Origin of the sequence: Pallidibacillus thermolactis, from assembly GCF_025660415.1 — a bacterium.
Lineage (GTDB): Bacteria > Bacillota > Bacilli > Bacillales > Caldibacillaceae > Pallidibacillus > Pallidibacillus thermolactis.
On record NZ_JAOUSE010000061.1, the window covers coordinates 1 to 18244 of the forward strand.

Sequence of the window (18244 nt, forward strand, 5' to 3'; positions counted from 1 at the left end):
TTCCCATTCCTTTATGGAAGTAAGAACCCTTGAAGATGACAAGGTTGATAGGTCCGAGGTGGAAGCACGGTGACGTGTGGAGCTGACGGATACTAATCGTTCGAGGACTTAACCAATTGACAACAAACTTGGTTTACTTGCCTTGCGTTATCTAGTTTTGAAAGAATGAGAAATAGACTTGAATTATTTAATTGAATAAGTATAATATTAGTAAGTCCTATAAATTCTCTAAATAGTATCTTTTATAGGTAATTCTTATAAAATACAAATATTAGCTTGGTAATGATAGCGAGAAGGTCACACCCGTTCCCATCCCGAACACGGAAGTTAAGCTTCTCAGCGCCGATGGTAGTGAAGGGTTCCCCTTTGCAAGAGTAGGACGTTGCCAGGCTATTTTATACTATTAATTTAAAATTAAATAATTTTGTAAAAAATTTTTGTTATTCCGCAGTAGCTCAGTGGTAGAGCAATCGGCTGTTAACCGATCGGTCGTAGGTTCGAATCCTACCTGCGGAGCCATGCTTCCATAGCTCAGCAGGTAGAGCACTTCCATGGTAAGGAAGGGGTCGTCGGTTCAAGTCCGGCTGGAAGCTTACGAAAGGCTTAAGCGATATCCAGTATAGGATATCGCTTTTTTTAAATTTATTATTCCAAAACTTTAATGAATTCCTATATAAAAATGTTTGATCGTATACTACAAATATAAACCGTTTGCATTTTGGGGATCATAAAATTTTGCGGGGAGCAAATTATAATGTTTACTATACCACCAGGAAAAACAACAAAGATTAATCTTATAGAGTTATAAAGGATGCTATCATGTTCTTAGAACTGAAGTCGGGTCAAGCAATAAGTGAAATAGACTTCGCCCAAAACTTAATATTTCAAGAACACCTATTCGTGGAGTTTAGGAAAGATTGATTTACAACTAATGGAAGAGGCAACATTTATGCGCTTTTTTATGGAAAAAGAGATTGTGGAATAGCCTGTAAACATTATTCCAAAGAAAGCTTACCGCATTAATAATAATTTAGTTATACAAGAACGAATGGTTGGCCAGGATGGAAAGGAAAGAGACTTCCATAGACTTGATACAGAGTTTCACCGAATTATTTTTACAAGTGTACGCAAAAAAATATTTGGACTTCAGTTACTCGTTTGAACACACATTATAACGAATTCGTGTTCCTTCCGACTAATTACTCTTTTGCTGATGCTGTATACGAGCATAAATAGTTGATTCACTCGAACAAGGAAATGTTTAAATGCGAAATTAAATATAGAACACGAGGTATGAAGCGTTTTGTAGATTCTGGTATTAGATTTTAGTGGGAATGATGTCCCGATCTTTCAGCAGTAAAAAATCATTGCTTTATAGTGAGCACAAAGTTTATATTCCCTATTTATATTGTGGAGTAAAGGAAAAAAACTAACATGTGATTTGAGTAGAGGATTAGGAAAGTAAATGTTTGAAAATTTAAACTTCAATTTCGTTCTTTACAAACATGTCCATTCTCGATATAATAAAAAACGTCAGCTTGAGAGATAAATATTTGTACGGCCCCTTGGTCAAGTGGTTAAGACACCGCCCTTTCACGGCGGTAACACGGGTTCGAATCCCGTAGGGGTCACCAATTGGAGGATTAGCTCAGCTGGGAGAGCACCTGCCTTACAAGCAGGGGGTCGGCGGTTCGATCCCGTCATCCTCCACCATTAAAAGTGTTAATAGAGTCTTATGTTACTTCTACTTGAATAATATTATCGAGAGTAGCACAAAATAAGAAAAAATCCAATGAGCTGTTTACAATTTGCCGACTTAGCTCAATTGGTAGAGCACGAACGAATAATCTGCGCAGCAATACAACAGCGTACCGCTCGAATTGCTACTTGATAAACTTACTGAGAGCGGGACGACAATAGAAAAACAAATCCAATGAACTAATTACATTTTGCCGACTTAGCTCAATTGGTAGAGCAACTGAATCGTAATCAGTAGGTTGCGGGTTCAAGTCCTGCAGTCGGCATATATTAAAACATATAACTTCTGGAGGGGTAGCGAAGTGGCTAAACGCGGCGGACTGTAAATCCGCTCCCTCAGGGTTCGGCGGTTCGAATCCGTCCCCCTCCACCATTTCAAATAATAGTGGCACCATTGATATCAAATTCAATTAGAAAGTATTCCCTTTAGTAATGTTGGAAGAATAACTATTGTATTATCAATGGGCCGTAGCCAAGTGGTAAGGCAACGGACTTTGACTCCGTGATGCGCTGGTTCGAATCCAGCCGGCCCAGCCATTCACTTAGACAGGATGCCGAAGAATTGTTTTGAACAAGTGAAAACATACAAACATGAGCCGTTAGCTCAGTCGGTAGAGCATCTGACTTTTAATCAGAGGGTCAGAGGTTCGAATCCTCTACGGCTCATCCAAAGGTCTGAAATTCTTGATATAAGGATTTTGGACTTTTTTCATATTAAAGGAAATATATAATTTATTATTGAAAACATTTACAGTATTTGATAAAGTATTAGTATAAACGAATATAATCTTAAGGTGGAGTCTGTCATTCTGGGTTCATTATACCCTATTTGATAGACTCCTTTTATTTGTATTGTTTTTTTCTAAAAAATCAGTTTCTTTCTTTGTTGACTGCCTTTTTGTTTAAGAAAGGGGGAAATACTTAAGGATAGCGAAGTTTTACATATTCTCGAGGTCCAAATTGTTTTTCCTTTTTAACTGTTGGTGATTGACTGTCGGGTTCTTGTGTCTCTGCTTCTACTTCATTAATGGTTGACAAGGGAATGTTTTCTATTGGAGCTTGATTTTCATATTCATTATATTTTACTGAATTCTTATTGATAAGCCATGCACAAAAAAATAAAGCTAAAAATATAACAAGTGAAATTATGATTTTATTCATATTACCACCATCATTTTTATTTTTATTGTTACAAATTCTTTTCCTTTCTATTCATAAAAATTGAAGATTTAATATACGATCTAGTTTGATCAAATCATAATTTTAACCATCTTAACACACTCTAATATTATTAAAGTAAATAGAAACAAATTATTTTAAATTGTAATTAAAAATATGAACTAAAAATAAAAATTGTTCATGTTTTCTCTGTTGTGATCATTACTGAAGGAGGTTTCAAATGTCAGCGTTGCATTTAGCTATTTTAATGCCATTTATTTTTGCGTTTTTTGTTCCTATTTTTTATAAATCTTTAAGAAAAATACATACAGGCTGGATCGTATTGTTCATTCCAGTCATCTTATTTATTTACTTTATTCAATTTATACCTACTCTTTTACAAGGGAAGGAAATAGTTCGAAGTTTGCCATGGATTCCCTCATTAAATGTAGATTTTACTGCTAGATTAGACGGTTTAGGGATACTCTTCGCCTTACTGATAACAGGAATAGGTTCCCTTGTCGTTTTATATTCTATTTATTATCTAAATAAAGATAAAGAGCAATTAAATACCTTTTATATGTATTTACTATTATTTATGGGGGCGATGTTAGGAGTTGTACTATCAGACAACCTCATTGTCCTGTATACGTTTTGGGAACTCACTAGTTTCTCTTCTTTCCTACTTATTGGTTATTGGTACGAACGCGAGAAATCAAGATACGGTGCATTGAAATCGATGTTAATCACCGTATTCGGTGGTCTTTGTTTACTTGGTGGAATTCTTATTTTATACGTTATTGCAGGGACATTCAGTATCCAAGAGTTAATGACACAAGTGAATGTTATTGTAAATCATGATTTATTTGTTTTTGCAATGGTTTTACTCTTATTAGGAGCTTTTACCAAGTCTGCACAATTTCCGTTTTATATTTGGTTACCTGACGCTATGGAAGCACCGACTCCAGTCAGCGCCTATTTACATTCTGCAACAATGGTAAAAGCAGGTATTTATTTAGTTGCTAGAATGACTCCAATATTTGCTTTTGACTCAAGTGGTTTATGGGTTTGGTTAATAGGAGGAATTGGAATTTTTACCCTGTTTTGGGGTTCATTTAATGCTGTAAAACAAACCGATTTAAAAGCAATTTTGGCTTTCTCAACGGTCAGTCAACTCGGTCTAATTTTAAGTTTGTTTGGTGTAGGGGCAGCTGCTATTCATTATGATATTGACGAAAATATTTATACAGTTGCAATCATTGCAGCTATATTTCACTTGATTAACCATGCAACATTTAAAGGTAGTTTATTCATGGTCGCTGGGATTGTCGATCATGAAACGGGAACAAGGGATATACGTAAATTAGGTGGATTAATGAACTTTCTTCCAATTACATTTACAGTTGCATTAATCGGTACGTTATCCATGGCGGGTATCCCACCATTTAATGGTTTCTTAAGTAAAGAGATGTTTTTCACTGGCATGATTCGCGTACTCCAATTAGATATCTTTAATATGGAAACTTTGGGAGTACTGTTTCCAGTTTTAGCTTGGGTTGGTAGTGTATTTACATTTATATATAGTATGATTTTTGTTTGGAAAACCTTTGGTGGGAGTTTTCAACCGGAAAAGATGGAAAAGAAACCACATGAACCACCAATCGGTATGTTAATCCCACCAGTTGTTTTAGGATCCCTTGTCGTTATATTTGGTCTATTTCCAAATGCCCTTTTAGGTGGCTTAATTGAATCTGTTGCCTATTCGGTGTTACCAAAATTTAAATATGAAGTCCACATTTCCCACTGGCACGGGTTCGGGCCAGAACTGTATATGACGATAGGTGTGATCGTAATTGGTTTTGCTTTATATCAATCACAAGGGAAATGGAAAAAAATTTATGATTTATTCCCTAAAAAATTAACCCTTAATAAGTTATATGATTCCTTTATTCCTTCATTAGAAACAGGATCGAATTTGGTCATTCGATCTCATATGACTGGTTATCTTCGTTCATATTTAGCTTATATATTTATATTCTTTATCGGTTTCTTAGGATTCACAATGTGGAGTATGAACGCATTTGTTTTAAATACATCGAAGGTGGGAGAAATAAGTATTTATGAAATTGTTTTAAGTTTACTTATTGTGATTGGTTGTATAACAATTGTTTTCGCAAAATCACGATTAACATCCATTATCGCTTTAGGTGCTGTAGGTTATACCGTATCGTTATTATTTGTTGTATTCCGTGCACCTGATTTGGCCTTAACTCAGTTAGTCATTGAAACGATTTCTGTGGCACTCTTCTTACTCGCTTTTTATCATTTACCAAAGAAATTTAGGCACCCAGAAACGAGAAGGTTTAAATTGAATAATGCTTTAATTGCTATAGGTGTCGGTTTAGTTGTCACACTACTCGCTATTTCATCATACAGTACAAAATTATTTGATTCTATTTCTCAGTACTATGTTGATAACACATATGATCCGGCTGGCGGAGAAAATATGGTAAATGTAATCCTTGTTGATTTCAGGGGATTTGATACGTTATTTGAAATTTCTGTATTAGCCATTGCTGGTTTAGGTATTTATGGGTTAATTAAGTTGAGATTAGCAAGGAGGAGTGAAAAATGAAATCCTCTGATTTGATTCTTAAAGTTACTGCAAAAACCGTATTTTTTATCATTATGATGTTTGCTATTCATCTGTTTTTTGAAGGCCATTATCGACCAGGTGGTGGTTTCGTAGGTGGATTGGTTACAGCAGGAGCACTTGTTCTTCTGTTGCTAGCATTTGATATGAAAACAATTGCTAATTCGTTGCCGATTGACTTTAAATGGGTTATAGGAATAGGATTGCTCATTTCAGTTGTAACTGCAGCGGGTGCACTCCTTTTTGACGTTCCATTTTTTACTCATACGTATGACTATTTTTATCTTCCTTTATTAGGGAAAACATCTCTTCATACGGCGGCATTGTTTGATTTAGGTGTATATTTGGTCGTAGTTGGTGCAACAATGACCATTATTCAAACGTTAGGGGAGAGTGAATAATGGAAATATTAATGGCGATTATTATAGGTGTACTATTTGCAACAGCAACTTATCTTTTTTTATCTAAAAGTATTTTACGTATTATTATTGCGTCAGGCTTATTAAGCCATGGAGCACATTTGTTAATATTGACAATGGGTGGTTTAAAGAAAGGAGCGGTCCCACTTGTAAATGATATTGGAGTTTCGGTAACTGACCCACTTCCGCAAGCTTTGATCTTAACTGCTATTGTCATTAGCTTCGGAGTAACTGCGTTATTTTTAGTCATAGCTTACCGGGCTTATCAAGAATTAGGAACAGACAATATAGATAAAATGAGAGGAACGGAAGAGAATGAATAATTTAGTAGTACTACCAATTTTGGTACCGCTCCTAGCAGCTGTTATATTAATCTTTTTTGCTAAAAATGTGATAGTACAGCGATATATTTCAGCATTATCGGCTTTAATTAACATCATTGTAGCGTTAATACTCGTGAGGGAAGTTTCCGAAAAGGGCATACAAAAGTTAGATATTGGAAGTTGGCCAGCCCCATTCGGTATAACGTTGGTATCTGATATGTTATCAGCCTTACTTGTTCTCTCAACTACTATAATTGGATTTGTTGTAATTTTGTATTCTTTTAAATCTATAGGTAAACAACGTGAAAAGTTTTATTACTATTCAATTATTCAATTTCAAATCATTGGAGTAATTGGAGCCTTTACAACTGGAGATATTTTTAACATGTTTGTATTTTTCGAAGTGATGTTAATGGCATCTTATGTTCTACTTGTTATTGGTGGAACGAAAAGACAGCTACGTGAGTCTTTAAAATATTTAACCGTTAATGTAATTTCGTCTGCATTTTTTGTTATTGCTATTGCTATGTTATATTCTGTTGTCGGAACGTTAAATATGGCCCAAATTGGGGAACGTATAACATCATTAAATGAAGTTCCTGGTATTTTAACTGTCATAGCTGTGTTGTTTTTAATCGTCTTTGGAATGAAAGGGGCTATATTCCCACTATATTTCTGGTTGCCGGGTTCTTATGCAGTGCCACCAATACCAGTTATGGCCTTATTTGGTGCATTACTGACAAAAGTGGGTGTATATTCTATTATTAGGACATTTACTCTATTCTTTAATTTCGAACAAGGACATTTATACGAAATGCTTATGATTTTGGCGATTATAACGGTAATCATCGGTGTGATTGGCTCAATTGCATATTGGGATATAAAACAAATTATTATTTATAATATTATTACGGCGATTGGGGTTATCTTATATGGCGTTGCCGTCTCAACGGAAACATCGTTAACAGGATCTGTCTTTTACTTAATACATGACATGTTAATTAAAGCTGCATTATTCCTGCTTATCGGTATGATTATTCATATTACAGGAACAAGCAATCTCCGCAAGTTTAGTGGATTAATTAAGCACTATCCAACACTAGCCTGGACTTATTTCATTGCAGCGCTCTCTTTGGGAGGTATCCCTCCATTAAGTGGGTTTGTTGGAAAGATGTTGACTGTGCAAGGTGGATTTGAAGCAAATGAATTTATTGGTTCAATGATTATTCTTATTACAAGTATATTAGTGCTTTATTCGGTAATGAAAATCTTTATTTTTGGTTTTTGGGGCAAAGCAGATCAGATGTATGTTTCGAAGGAGAATGTTTCTTATCATGCTCTGCTTATGCCAATTATTTTAATCGTGGTAATTTCAGTGTTTTATGGAGTTGGAGCAGAAGCTGTTCATTCTTTTATTGCTCAAGCCGTTGAACCATTGATTAATCCAGAGATCTATATCGAAGCGGTATTAAAGGAGTAATGCATATGGCCTTTCAAATTCTATTAAACTTACTCATTGCGTTAGTTTGGATGTACTTAAAATCATCATATGATTTATCAACATTCGTTGTTGGATTTTTAATTGGATTGATTTTAATTTTTATAGCCCGTCATTTTTTGAACACTCGATTTTACTTGGGGCGAGTTTGGGCAGTTATATACCTTGTATTACTGTTTTTAAAGGAATTAATACTGTCGAATATTAATGTACTAAAAATTGTGTTAAGTCCAACTTTAAATTTCCAACCAGGTATTTTTGAATATAAGACTTCTTTGAAAAAAGAGTGGGAGGTAACTGTACTCTCGAATTTAATAACATTAACACCGGGTACGTTGGTTGTAGATGTTCTAGAAAATGGTAATGAACGTGTATTGTATATTCATGCTATTCATGTCCCAAATGTAGAGGAAGCAGTCGACGGGATTAAAAACACTTTTGAAAAAGCAATTTTGGAGGTGAGTCGATAAAAATGTTTGATATAGCATTATATATTGTTATGGTATTATTAGCATTAGCTATGGTTGGGTTTATTTATCGACTCATTAAGGGGCCATCCATCCCTGATCGTGTTATTGCCCTAGATGGTATGGGAATCGTGTTAATTAGTATGGTAGCTGTCTTTTCGATTATTTTAAAAACAAGTGCTTATTTAGATGTTATATTATTGTTAGGGATTTTATCCTTTATCGGAACAGCATCATTTTCCAAGTTTTTAGCAAAGGGGGTCATATTTGAACGTGACCACGACAATTGAGATTATCGTATTGATTTGTATCGGTCTTGGTGTGTTTTTAACATTGGTAGCAGCTTTTGGTATTATTCGTCTGCCTGATGTATATACACGAAATCATGCTGCATCAAAAAGTTCAACTTTAGGGGTTATGCTAATATTAGTTGGTACCTTTATTTACTTTTATGCATCAGGAAATAGTAATACGAGATTAATTTTAGCAATCGTATTTATTTTTATAACATCGCCTGTTGGCGGTCATTTAATAAATCGGGCTGCTTATTATACTGGTGTAAAAATGTGGGAAAAAAGTGCGCGGGATGATTTAAAAGGGAAAATTCATACTAAAGATATGAGTAATCATTGAATATTTTCAAGTCTGGATAGTAAATCAGTCCAGACTTTTTTGATGCATTAAAACTTATTTAAATTATATTAAAATGAAGGTATTTATGGCTATCTTTAAGGTAACTGATTTTTTAAAAAATGTATAATTATGCAAAAATTAGTTGGGTTGAGTCATTTTTTGGAAGCGTTTACTATAGAAACAGAGGAGGTATTCGCTATGAAAAAGAAAATCTCAATTATCGGTGCACCAATGGATTTAGGGCAATTGCGACGAGGAGTGGATATGGGACCAAGTGCAATTCGATATGCTGGTATAGTAGATAGATTGGAACGTATTGGATATGAAGTACATGATTGGGGAGATATCCAAATTGGTAGACCAAAATTAGTAACGGACCCGAAAACAGGCCTAAGAAATTTAGAAGCGGTGGTAAATGCAAATAAGAGACTGGCTGAAAAAGTAGACGAAATTATGGAAAATGGACATTTCCCATTAGTGTTGGGTGGTGATCATAGTATCGCTATCGGTACACTTGCTGGAGTGTCGAAGTATTATGATCGATTAGGGGTTATTTGGTATGATGCACATGGTGATTTGAATACAGTTGAAACCTCTCCATCGGGCAATATACATGGTATGCCACTTGCAGCAAGCTTAGGATTAGGAGCAAAGGAACTTGTTGAAATCGGTGGTTATTCACCAAAGATTAAATCAGAAAATATAGTTATTATAGGGGCAAGGTCATTAGATCCTGGTGAAAAACAATTAATAAAAGAAAAAGGGATTAAAGTTTACACTATGCATGAAATTGATAAATTAGGTATGCCGAGAGTAATGGAAGAAACGATTAGCTATTTGAAAGAACGAACAGATGGTGTACATTTATCTCTTGATTTGGATGCCTTAGATCCATTATTTGCACCGGGAGTTGGAACGCCGGTAGTAGGTGGCTTAGGCTATCGTGAGAGTAATTTGGCAATGGAAATGTTAGCAGAATCTGGGCTTATTACTTCAGCAGAGTTTGTCGAGGTAAACCCAATTTTAGATGAACGAAATAAAACAGGTATTCTAGCTGTGGATTTGATGGGGTCTTTATTGGGTGAGCAGTTACTGTAAATTAATAATACGAGTTTGTATGATTAGTAGATGTGAGTATTGGGAAACCACGGTAGAAATATCGTGGTTTTTATTTTGTGTTAACATTGAATAGTGTTATGAACACAAATGTAAAACGTCGTTAACAATAGAAATGTATACTCTTGCTGATAATACTATTATTAGATAGATAATTTAGCTATAAGAAACACCAATAAAGACAAAAAAGTAGTATAATAATTGAAGTGACTGATGAAACTTTATGAGAGTTAAACCGTAATAATAATGAACCGCATAGAGCGGAGGGAAAAAATGGAAGAATTTGTAAAATCCCGAATTAATGAAGTCCGAAAAGGGGATCATAATGCTTTTGGGGAAATTGTCGAAATATATAAGGATAGGATTTACCAACTTTGTTACCGGATGTTGGGAAATGCCCATGAAGCAGAGGATATAGCACAAGAAGCTTTCATTAGAGCATATGTTAATATTGAACGGTATAACATTAATCGAAAATTTTCTACATGGTTATATCGCATTGCTACAAACCTTTGTATTGATCGTATTCGGAAAAAGAAACCGGATTATTTTTTGGATGCAGAAGTAGCGGGTACGGATGGGTTAAATTTATATTCCCAAGTAAAATCAAAGGAAATGTCACCCGATGAGAAAGTTGCAAAAATGGAGTTACAAGAAATTATTCAAATGGAAATTCTTAAGTTACCGGAAAAATACCGTTCCGTTATTTTATTAAAGTATATAGAGGAATTATCATTGAAGGAAATTAGCGAAGTATTAGACTTACCAATCGGAACAGTGAAAACTCGGATACATAGAGGAAGGGAAGCTTTACGTAAGCAGCTCCGCAATATTTAATGTGAGGTGAAAGAAATGGGTCAATGTCCTGTTAATATTAAAGAATATATGCATGAGTACTTGGATGGAGAAATTTCACCTGAACATAAACAAATCCTTCAAGACCATTTAGCCATTTGTTCCGATTGTCAAAAGCATTTACATGAATTAGAAAAAACAACTGCTTTAGTTCAAAGTATGTCACATATAAAAGCACCGGATGATTTCACATTAAAAGTTATAGAGAAACTGCCAAAAGAGAAGAAAAAAGTTGGCATTAAACGGTGGTTTAGTCATCATCCATTTCTGACAGCAGCAGCTGTTTTCGTTATCCTTATGTCTGGCAGTTTGTTCTCAACATGGGGCGATTCTAATCAATTTTCAGTAACGAAGGACCCAAATATTATTATTGAGAACAATACAGCGGTTGTTCCTGAAGGAGAAACGATTAAAGGAGATATCGTGGTTCGAAATGGTGATATCCGTATTGAGGGGACAGTTGAAGGGAATGTAACAGTTGTAAATGGTGATAAATATTTAGCCAGTGCCGGTGAAGTTACAGGAGAAATTGAAGAAATCAATGAGATTTTCAGTTGGTTATGGTACCAGATTAAAAATGGATTTAATAGCATTATGAACTTATTAGCTGGTTTGTAATAATGATTAAAGGTTGCCTTTATAAGGGCAACTTTTTTTATAATTCCATTGTGAAAATATTGACTCTCGGTTATCTGATTGTCATAATGTGAAATAGCGTAGGATGATGGCTATATGGTATAATACTAAAATATGGCACAAGTTCAATACATATATTAATATGTATGGATTTTTCGGAAAAGACTTTACTTTAAACGATAGTTGAAGTTGTTTGCATCGATAAATGGAGGAACGTTTATGCTCTTTGCGAACTTTTTTGAAGATTTTACAATTCTTGATTATATAGCTAGTATCGTTGACATTTTAGTCGTTTGGTATATATTATATAAAATTTTTATGATTGTTAGAGGTACGAAAGCTGTTCAATTAATTAATGGGATTTTTATTATCCTTGTTTTACGTGGACTGAGTGACCTATTTGGATTAAGAACTTTAGGTTGGTTAATGGAACAAGTTATTGATTGGGGATTTTTAGCGATCATTATCATTTTCCAACCGGAGTTACGTAGAGCACTTGAACACCTTGGTAGAGGTAAAATTTTTACAAGAGCTCGACAAAAAGAAGCGGAAAAACAAGAGCAAGTTGTTAACGCCATTGTAAAGGCTTGTGAATATATGGGTAAACGGCGTATCGGTGCATTGATATCTATTGCTCAAGAAACGGGATTAAATGATTATATCGAAACTGGTATTCCGCTAAATGCGAATGTAAGTAGTGAACTCCTCATTAATACATTTATACCGAATACTCCTCTTCATGATGGAGCGGTTATTATTCAGGATTATGAGATAAAAGCGGCTGCTTGTTATTTACCACTCTCAGAAAGTCCATTTATACCAAAAGAACTTGGTACACGACATCGAGCAGCAATAGGAATAAGTGAAGTAACAGATAGCATAACAGTTGTTATTTCCGAAGAAACGGGTGGAATTTCATTAACAAAAAATGGAGAATTGCATCGAGACATAACCCTCGATCAATTAAAGGATATGTTAGCTGATCGTTTAATGAAGTCAGAGCCACCAACAACTGCTAATCTCTGGAGCAAGTGGGTGAAAAAATAATGGATCGATTTTTTGATAGACTCATGGAAAGTAAATGGTTTGTCCGTATTCTTGCTCTACTTGTTGCTTTATTGCTTTATACGACAGCATATATTGATGAGAAAGTGGAAAGACCGGCTTCGGCAAATCATGATTCTTCTGCGGTGATTGAAGATGTACCTGTCCAGTTATTTTATGACGAAGAAAATTATGTGGTTACAAGTTCCCCACAAACGGTTACAGTTTTGATTGAGGGACCGTCTAGTATTGTCCGGACAACAGAAAATTTAAGAAACTTCAACGTTTACCTTGATTTATACGATGCCGATATAGGTACACAAGAAGTTGAGTTTCAAATTGAAGATATTTCTGATAAATTAACGGTTCAAATTGAACCTACAAAAGCTACTGTGAATATGCAAGAAAAGGTGACAAAAGAATTTCCAGTTGAAGTTCAATTTAACACATCACTACTAGAAGAAGGTTATACAGCTGGGGAACCAATGGTTGAACCAGATACTGTAACAGTTACTGGAGGAAAAGATGTTGTTGATCGCATAAGTTATATACTGGCAATTATTGAACATGAAGGTGGTATTAAAAAAGATTTAACTCAAAGAGCTACATTGACTGTGCTGGATCAAAACCTTGATAAACTGAATGTGGATGTTGAACCAGAGCAAGTTAAAGTAAAAGTTCCAGTTCAAAGTCCTGAAAAGACCGTCTCAATAAACTTGGAGCAAAAAGGAAGTCCACCTCCAAACGTCAAAATTGAAAGCATTCAGTCGCAAACAAAGGAAGTTGTTATTTACGGAAAACAAAGTACTTTAGAAAAAATTACAAACTTGACTGTACCGATCGATGTAAGCGAGATTACTGAAAGTCAAGAAGTAACAGTACCAATTCCTTTGCAGGATGATATATTTGCAATAAAACCTGAAACAATAACGGTTCAGATTGAAGTAGAGAAAATGAATTCTCGTACTTTTGAAAATATTCCTATTGGATATATTGGTTTAAATGATAACTATGCACTATCTTTTCTTGATCCGGAAAACGGACAAGTCGATTTAACCGTCATTGGTCAGGAAAAAGCTCTTCAAAATCTAAAGAAAGATGATTTTGATTTAACCATTAATGTTGAAGGATTAGATATTGGAGAACATGATTTAGATATAAATGTGACTGGTCCAGAGAACGTTTCGTGGGAACTAAAACAAAATAAAGTAAAAGTGGCGATAAATGAAATTTCGACGGAAGAATAGTGGACAAAAAACGAAAATAGCAATATTCTAGATTGGAAGGAGAGATTGATAATGGGAAAGTATTTTGGTACAGATGGAGTTAGAGGTGTCGCAAATAGTGAATTAACCCCAGAGTTAGCCTTTAAACTTGGTCGATTTGGGGGGTATGTATTATCAAAAGGAGAGCCAAAAGCAAAATTTTTGATCGGTCGCGACACGAGAATCTCTGGTCATATGCTCGAAGGTGCATTAGTTGCAGGATTACTTTCGATTGGTGCTGAGGTTATGCGCTTAGGAGTAATTTCAACACCAGGTGTTGCTTATTTGACAAAGGCGTTAAGTGCTCATGCGGGAATTATGATTTCAGCATCCCATAATCCTGTTGCTGATAATGGTATTAAATTTTTTGGGCCAGATGGTTTTAAATTAACGGATGAACAAGAGGCAGAAATTGAAAAATATTTAGACTTAGAAGTAGATACGTTGCCACGTCCAACAGGAGAACATTTAGGGATGGTCAATGATTACTTTGAAGGTGGACAAAAATACATACAATATTTAAAACAAACGGTTGATGATGATTTCTCTGGAATCCATGTTGCCTTAGATTGTGCGAATGGTGCAACGTCATCTCTTGCCAACTATCTTTTTGCTGACTTAGAAGCGGATCTTTCAACAATGGGTGCTTCACCGAATGGTTTGAATATTAACGAAGGTGTAGGTTCAACAAATCCAGATGCGTTAGCAAAATTTGTTTTAGAAAAAGGGGCTGATATCGGATTAGCCTTTGATGGTGATGGTGACCGTTGTATTGCCATTGATGAGACAGGTGGTATTGTTGACGGTGACCAAATTATGTATATATGTGCAAAATATATGAAACAAGAAGGACGCTTAAGACAACAAACGGTTGTATCAACAGTTATGAGTAACTTGGGTTTTTATAAGGCTTTGGAGAAACAAGGTATTCAAAGTATACCTACAAAAGTTGGTGACCGATATGTTGTTGAAGAAATGAAAAAAAATGGTTATAACCTTGGCGGGGAACAGTCTGGACATATTATTTTCTTAGACCACAATACGACCGGCGATGGTATGTTGACAGGTTTACAACTAGTTAACATTTTAAAACAAACAAAAAAGCCACTTTCAGAACTTGCTAAAGAAATGCCGAAATACCCACAAGAACTAGTGAATATTCGGGTAGCCGATAAACATAATGTAACAAATAACGAAAAGGTAAAAGAGGTAATTGCGCAAGTTGAAAGTGAAATGAATGGAAACGGGCGTGTACTCGTTCGTCCTTCTGGAACGGAACCTGTTGTTCGTGTTATGGTCGAGGCTCCAACAAGTGAAGAATGTGAAGCTTATGTGAATCGGATTGCTAAAGTTGTTGAAGAAGAAATGGGCTTAAAGGAATAAATTTATTAAATAATATGCATAGAGGTACATATCAACACCTTTATGCATATTATTTTTTTATGAACGGGTTCTTCAGAACAGATCAATTTATTTATCGTAGAAACAAACTTTTTATTGACGTGGAAAGAGAATTTATTTTAGAATAAACTCGTTCACTTATTTTTTCGAAAGGAGGATAGTACGTAAAACATTTAAAGCGCCAGAACTAATTTTAGTTCCACTTTTCTCCTATTAGGAGCATTCCTTATGAACGTTAAATATTGAATCGTTACTTTTATTCAATGTTACGTAAATACTGAATGAAGTGGAGATCTAAAATTAGTTGACGAGGAGAAGGTTTATCGAATTTTCGGCGGATGCCTTCCGGCTCTTACGCCAGTCGTTATTTCTTTCTTAAAACAGAGGGGTGACTCTCTGCACAAAGGGGAGAAAAAGGCGTAACAAATAAACGAACGTTTGATTAATAAAACACTGAGGGGCAAGATGTCCCCGAATTCGTTGTTAAAACATTTGCTATGATGTCTTGTCCCCTCGTAGTAGGAGGACGAATAATATGTGTGGAATTGTTGGTTATATCGGAAATCAAGACTCAAAAGAAATTTTATTAAAAGGATTAGAAAAATTAGAATATCGCGGTTATGATTCGGCTGGAATTGCGGTTATGAATGAAGCGGGTGTTCACTTATTTAAAGAAAAAGGACGTATTGCGGATTTACGGAAAATCGTTGACCCAGAAGTTTCAGCAAATATTGGAATTGGTCATACACGATGGGCAACTCACGGAAAACCTAGCAAAATAAATGCTCATCCGCATCAAAGTTCTTCCGAGCGTTTTACTATTGTTCATAATGGTGTCATTGAAAACTATGAATTTTTAATTGATGAATATTTGTCTGATGTTGAGTTTACGAGTGATACGGATACAGAAGTGATCGTTCAATTGGTTGAAAAGTTTGTAAATGACGGTCTTGAAGTGCAAGAGGCATTTCGTAAAACATTAGAAAGATTAGAAGGTTCCTATGCAATCGCAATGATTGATCGCCAAAACAATGAAACGATTTATGTAGCAAAAAATAAAAGTCCTTTACTTGTTGGTCTAGGTCATGATTTTAATGTTGTTGCTTCAGATGCTATGGCAATGCTTCAAGTAACAAAGGAATTTGTTGAAATAATGGACAAAGAGATGGTTATTGTTACAAAACATAATGTGCAAATTTTAACATTAACTGGAGAAACAGTAAAACGGGAGCCTTTTACTGCAGTATTGGATGCAAGTGATATTGAAAAAGGGACATATCCTCATTATATGTTGAAAGAAATTGACGAACAGCCGATTGTCATTCGAAAAATTTTAAAAGAATATTCGGATAACCAAGGTGAATTAAAAATTGATCAAACGATTGTTGAAGCGATAAAGGAAGCAGACCGGCTTTATATTGTAGCTGCTGGAACAAGTTATCATGCCGGAATGGTTGGGAAAAACTTCTTTGAACGATTAGCAAACATCCCAACTGAGGTACATGTGGCAAGCGAATTTGTATACAATACCCCTTTGCTTACAGAAAAACCAATGTTTATTTTTATTTCGCAAAGTGGTGAAACAGCTGACAGTCGAGCAGTACTTGTGAAAGTAAAAGAGTTGGGTTATAAAGCACTAACGATTACAAATGTTCCAGGATCTACTTTGTCACGTGAAGCAGATTATACTTTGTTGTTACATGCTGGGCCTGAGATTGCAGTTGCTTCTACAAAGGCATATACAGCTCAAGTTGCTGTACTTTCTATCTTGGCACAAGCTGTTGCACAAAGTAAAAATATTGTTAATGGTATTGATTTATCTCATGAGTTGAGTATTGTTGCAAATGCAATGGACACTCTTTGTGAATATCGTGAAGAATATGAACAGATGGCGAGAGACTTCTTATCAGATTCTCGAAACGCTTTTTATATTGGTCGGGGACTAGACTTTGCTGTTTGTTTAGAAGGTGCTTTAAAGTTAAAAGAGATTTCTTATATACAAGCTGAAGGTTTTGCTGGTGGGGAATTAAAACATGGACCAATTGCATTAATTGAAAACGGAACACCAGTATTTGCCTTAGCTACACAAGAAAATATCAATTTAAATATTCGCGGTAATGTAAAAGAGGTCGTTTCTCGTGGTGCTAATGCATGTGTCATTTCAATGAAAGGGTTAGACATGAAAGGTGATGCATTTGTTTTACCAGAAGTTCATCCATTATTAACACCGCTCATCTCTGTCGTTCCGTTACAATATATTTCTTATTACGCAGCTCTTCATCGAGGTTGCGATGTGGATAAACCACGGAACTTAGCAAAATCTGTAACCGTTGAGTAATGAAAAGCCTTAACTGTTTGGATATGTCTTCCAACTAAATCTTTTTCCCTCTGCTAAAAAGTCTTTTCCTGAAGCGGAGGAAAGAAAAAGTAGAGGAACACAAGAAGTTCAATAATTTATCAATAAAATACAATACTCTTTCGGGCTGGATCCAATCGGGATTCAGTCTTTTTATTTACCAATAATCCTCAATCCCTTGTCCAATAAGGATTCAATCGTAATTTCAATATCCTCTTTCTCTATATTTTTCTATACATCACTATATAAATCCGTAGGATTTTCAATCATTAAACGTTAGGTTTCCTAACTGCTTATCCTGTTTTTCTCATCGCTCTTTCTTCAATTCTGGAGTAAAACTTTTTAACATTTCCAGAATATTCGATACAACCCAGAACGGACAAAATAGGGTGTTTGAGGGAAGAACTATCTCCCTGTAAAAAAGTCCGTCCCTCTGTTAAAAAGTTGGTACCCACTGTTAAATAGTCGGTATTCAGAGCGGAAGGAAGAGTAGGGAAAAATAGCAGGAAACAATATGTGCTCCATCAATTTTCAACCGTAATAAATCCCGAAATACTGTAAGTAAATATATAAAAGAATATGAGGCTAGTAGACAAAAAGATACTCGCAATCTTCCGATTGCAGAGGATATTCTAAAACCTCCTACGTATAAAAAAAGAGTT

The 18244-nt window shown here is 35.2% G+C and carries 15 protein-coding genes, 8 tRNA genes and 2 rRNA genes; 24 read left to right on the plus strand and 1 reads right to left on the minus strand.

Annotated features, from left to right (window positions below):
• From OEV82_RS14120 to OEV82_RS14165, 10 genes are all read left to right on the plus strand, one after another.
• A 23S ribosomal RNA gene (locus OEV82_RS14120) occupies positions 1–116 on the plus strand; the annotation flags it as partial.
• 159 nt (positions 117–275) lie between these two features.
• Positions 276–391, plus strand: a 5S ribosomal RNA gene (rrf, locus tag OEV82_RS14125).
• A gap of 53 nt (positions 392–444) precedes the next feature.
• Positions 445–519, plus strand: a tRNA-Asn gene (locus tag OEV82_RS14130).
• Position 520: 1 nt separating this feature from the next.
• Positions 521–593, plus strand: a tRNA-Thr gene (locus tag OEV82_RS14135).
• Between the two features lie 966 nt (positions 594–1559).
• A tRNA-Glu gene (locus OEV82_RS14140) sits at positions 1560–1634 on the plus strand.
• Positions 1635–1637: 3 nt separating this feature from the next.
• A tRNA-Val gene (locus tag OEV82_RS14145) sits at positions 1638–1713 on the plus strand.
• A 238-nt stretch (positions 1714–1951) separates the two neighbouring features.
• Positions 1952–2024 (plus strand) — tRNA-Thr (locus tag OEV82_RS14150).
• Positions 2025–2046: 22 nt separating this feature from the next.
• Positions 2047–2131: transfer RNA gene (locus OEV82_RS14155), tRNA-Tyr, on the plus strand.
• A gap of 89 nt (positions 2132–2220) precedes the next feature.
• Positions 2221–2295, plus strand: a tRNA-Gln gene (locus tag OEV82_RS14160).
• A gap of 56 nt (positions 2296–2351) precedes the next feature.
• Positions 2352–2424: transfer RNA gene (locus OEV82_RS14165), tRNA-Lys, on the plus strand.
• A gap of 255 nt (positions 2425–2679) precedes the next feature.
• Here the strand turns inward: OEV82_RS14165 and OEV82_RS14170 are convergent.
• A complete protein-coding gene (locus OEV82_RS14170; protein WP_173660830.1) occupies positions 2680–2919 on the minus strand; it encodes a hypothetical protein in 240 nt (79 codons plus the stop codon).
• 238 nt (positions 2920–3157) lie between these two features.
• Between OEV82_RS14170 and OEV82_RS14175 the strand changes: the two genes are divergently transcribed.
• The 14 genes from OEV82_RS14175 to glmS all read left to right on the plus strand — a co-directional run bounded on the left by OEV82_RS14175 (position 3158) and on the right by glmS (position 17564).
• Positions 3158–5551: a Na+/H+ antiporter subunit A gene (locus OEV82_RS14175; protein WP_173660828.1), complete on the plus strand. Its 2394-nt coding sequence runs from the start codon at positions 3158–3160 to the stop codon at positions 5549–5551.
• Positions 5548–5970: a Na(+)/H(+) antiporter subunit B gene (locus OEV82_RS14180; RefSeq protein WP_173660826.1), complete on the plus strand. Its 423-nt coding sequence runs from the start codon at positions 5548–5550 to the stop codon at positions 5968–5970. Before OEV82_RS14175 ends, OEV82_RS14180 begins: the two co-directional genes overlap by 4 nt.
• Positions 5970–6311: a Na(+)/H(+) antiporter subunit C gene (locus OEV82_RS14185; protein WP_173660824.1), complete on the plus strand. Its 342-nt coding sequence runs from the start codon at positions 5970–5972 to the stop codon at positions 6309–6311. The genes OEV82_RS14180 and OEV82_RS14185 overlap by 1 nt, the downstream gene beginning before the upstream one ends.
• Positions 6304–7791: a Na+/H+ antiporter subunit D gene (locus tag OEV82_RS14190; RefSeq protein ID WP_173660822.1), complete on the plus strand. Its 1488-nt coding sequence runs from the start codon at positions 6304–6306 to the stop codon at positions 7789–7791. The genes OEV82_RS14185 and OEV82_RS14190 overlap by 8 nt, the downstream gene beginning before the upstream one ends.
• A gap of 5 nt (positions 7792–7796) precedes the next feature.
• Positions 7797–8279: a Na+/H+ antiporter subunit E gene (locus OEV82_RS14195; protein WP_173660820.1), complete on the plus strand. Its 483-nt coding sequence runs from the start codon at positions 7797–7799 to the stop codon at positions 8277–8279.
• 2 nt (positions 8280–8281) lie between these two features.
• Positions 8282–8566, plus strand: a complete 285-nt coding sequence (locus OEV82_RS14200; protein WP_173660817.1) for a Na(+)/H(+) antiporter subunit F1 — start codon at positions 8282–8284, stop codon at positions 8564–8566.
• Entirely contained in the window at positions 8550–8909 is a 360-nt protein-coding gene (gene mnhG, locus OEV82_RS14205; protein WP_173660832.1) for a monovalent cation/H(+) antiporter subunit G, read from the plus strand. The genes OEV82_RS14200 and mnhG overlap by 17 nt, the downstream gene beginning before the upstream one ends.
• A gap of 198 nt (positions 8910–9107) precedes the next feature.
• Entirely contained in the window at positions 9108–10007 is a 900-nt protein-coding gene (rocF, locus tag OEV82_RS14210) for an arginase (protein WP_173660815.1), read from the plus strand.
• A 291-nt stretch (positions 10008–10298) separates the two neighbouring features.
• Positions 10299–10862 carry an RNA polymerase sigma factor SigW gene (gene sigW / locus OEV82_RS14215; protein WP_173660813.1) on the plus strand — a complete coding sequence of 188 codons (564 nt, stop codon included), beginning with the start codon at positions 10299–10301 and terminating at the stop codon, positions 10860–10862.
• A gap of 15 nt (positions 10863–10877) precedes the next feature.
• Positions 10878–11498 (plus strand): anti-sigma factor family protein, encoded by a 621-nt coding sequence (locus tag OEV82_RS14220; RefSeq protein WP_173660811.1) that lies wholly within the window; start codon positions 10878–10880, stop codon positions 11496–11498.
• A 237-nt stretch (positions 11499–11735) separates the two neighbouring features.
• Entirely contained in the window at positions 11736–12563 is an 828-nt protein-coding gene (gene cdaA / locus OEV82_RS14225; RefSeq protein ID WP_173660809.1) for a diadenylate cyclase CdaA, read from the plus strand.
• Positions 12563–13807 carry a CdaR family protein gene (locus OEV82_RS14230; RefSeq protein ID WP_173660807.1) on the plus strand — a complete coding sequence of 415 codons (1245 nt, stop codon included), beginning with the start codon at positions 12563–12565 and terminating at the stop codon, positions 13805–13807. Before cdaA ends, OEV82_RS14230 begins: the two co-directional genes overlap by 1 nt.
• A gap of 51 nt (positions 13808–13858) precedes the next feature.
• Positions 13859–15208, plus strand: coding sequence for a phosphoglucosamine mutase (glmM, locus tag OEV82_RS14235; RefSeq protein WP_173660805.1), 1350 nt, complete (start codon positions 13859–13861; stop codon positions 15206–15208).
• A gap of 553 nt (positions 15209–15761) precedes the next feature.
• The gene (glmS, locus tag OEV82_RS14240) at positions 15762–17564 is read left to right on the plus strand and encodes a glutamine--fructose-6-phosphate transaminase (isomerizing) (RefSeq protein ID WP_173660803.1); all 1803 of its coding nucleotides are present in this window, start codon (positions 15762–15764) and stop codon (positions 17562–17564) included.
• The last annotated feature ends 680 nt before the right edge of the window (positions 17565–18244 follow it).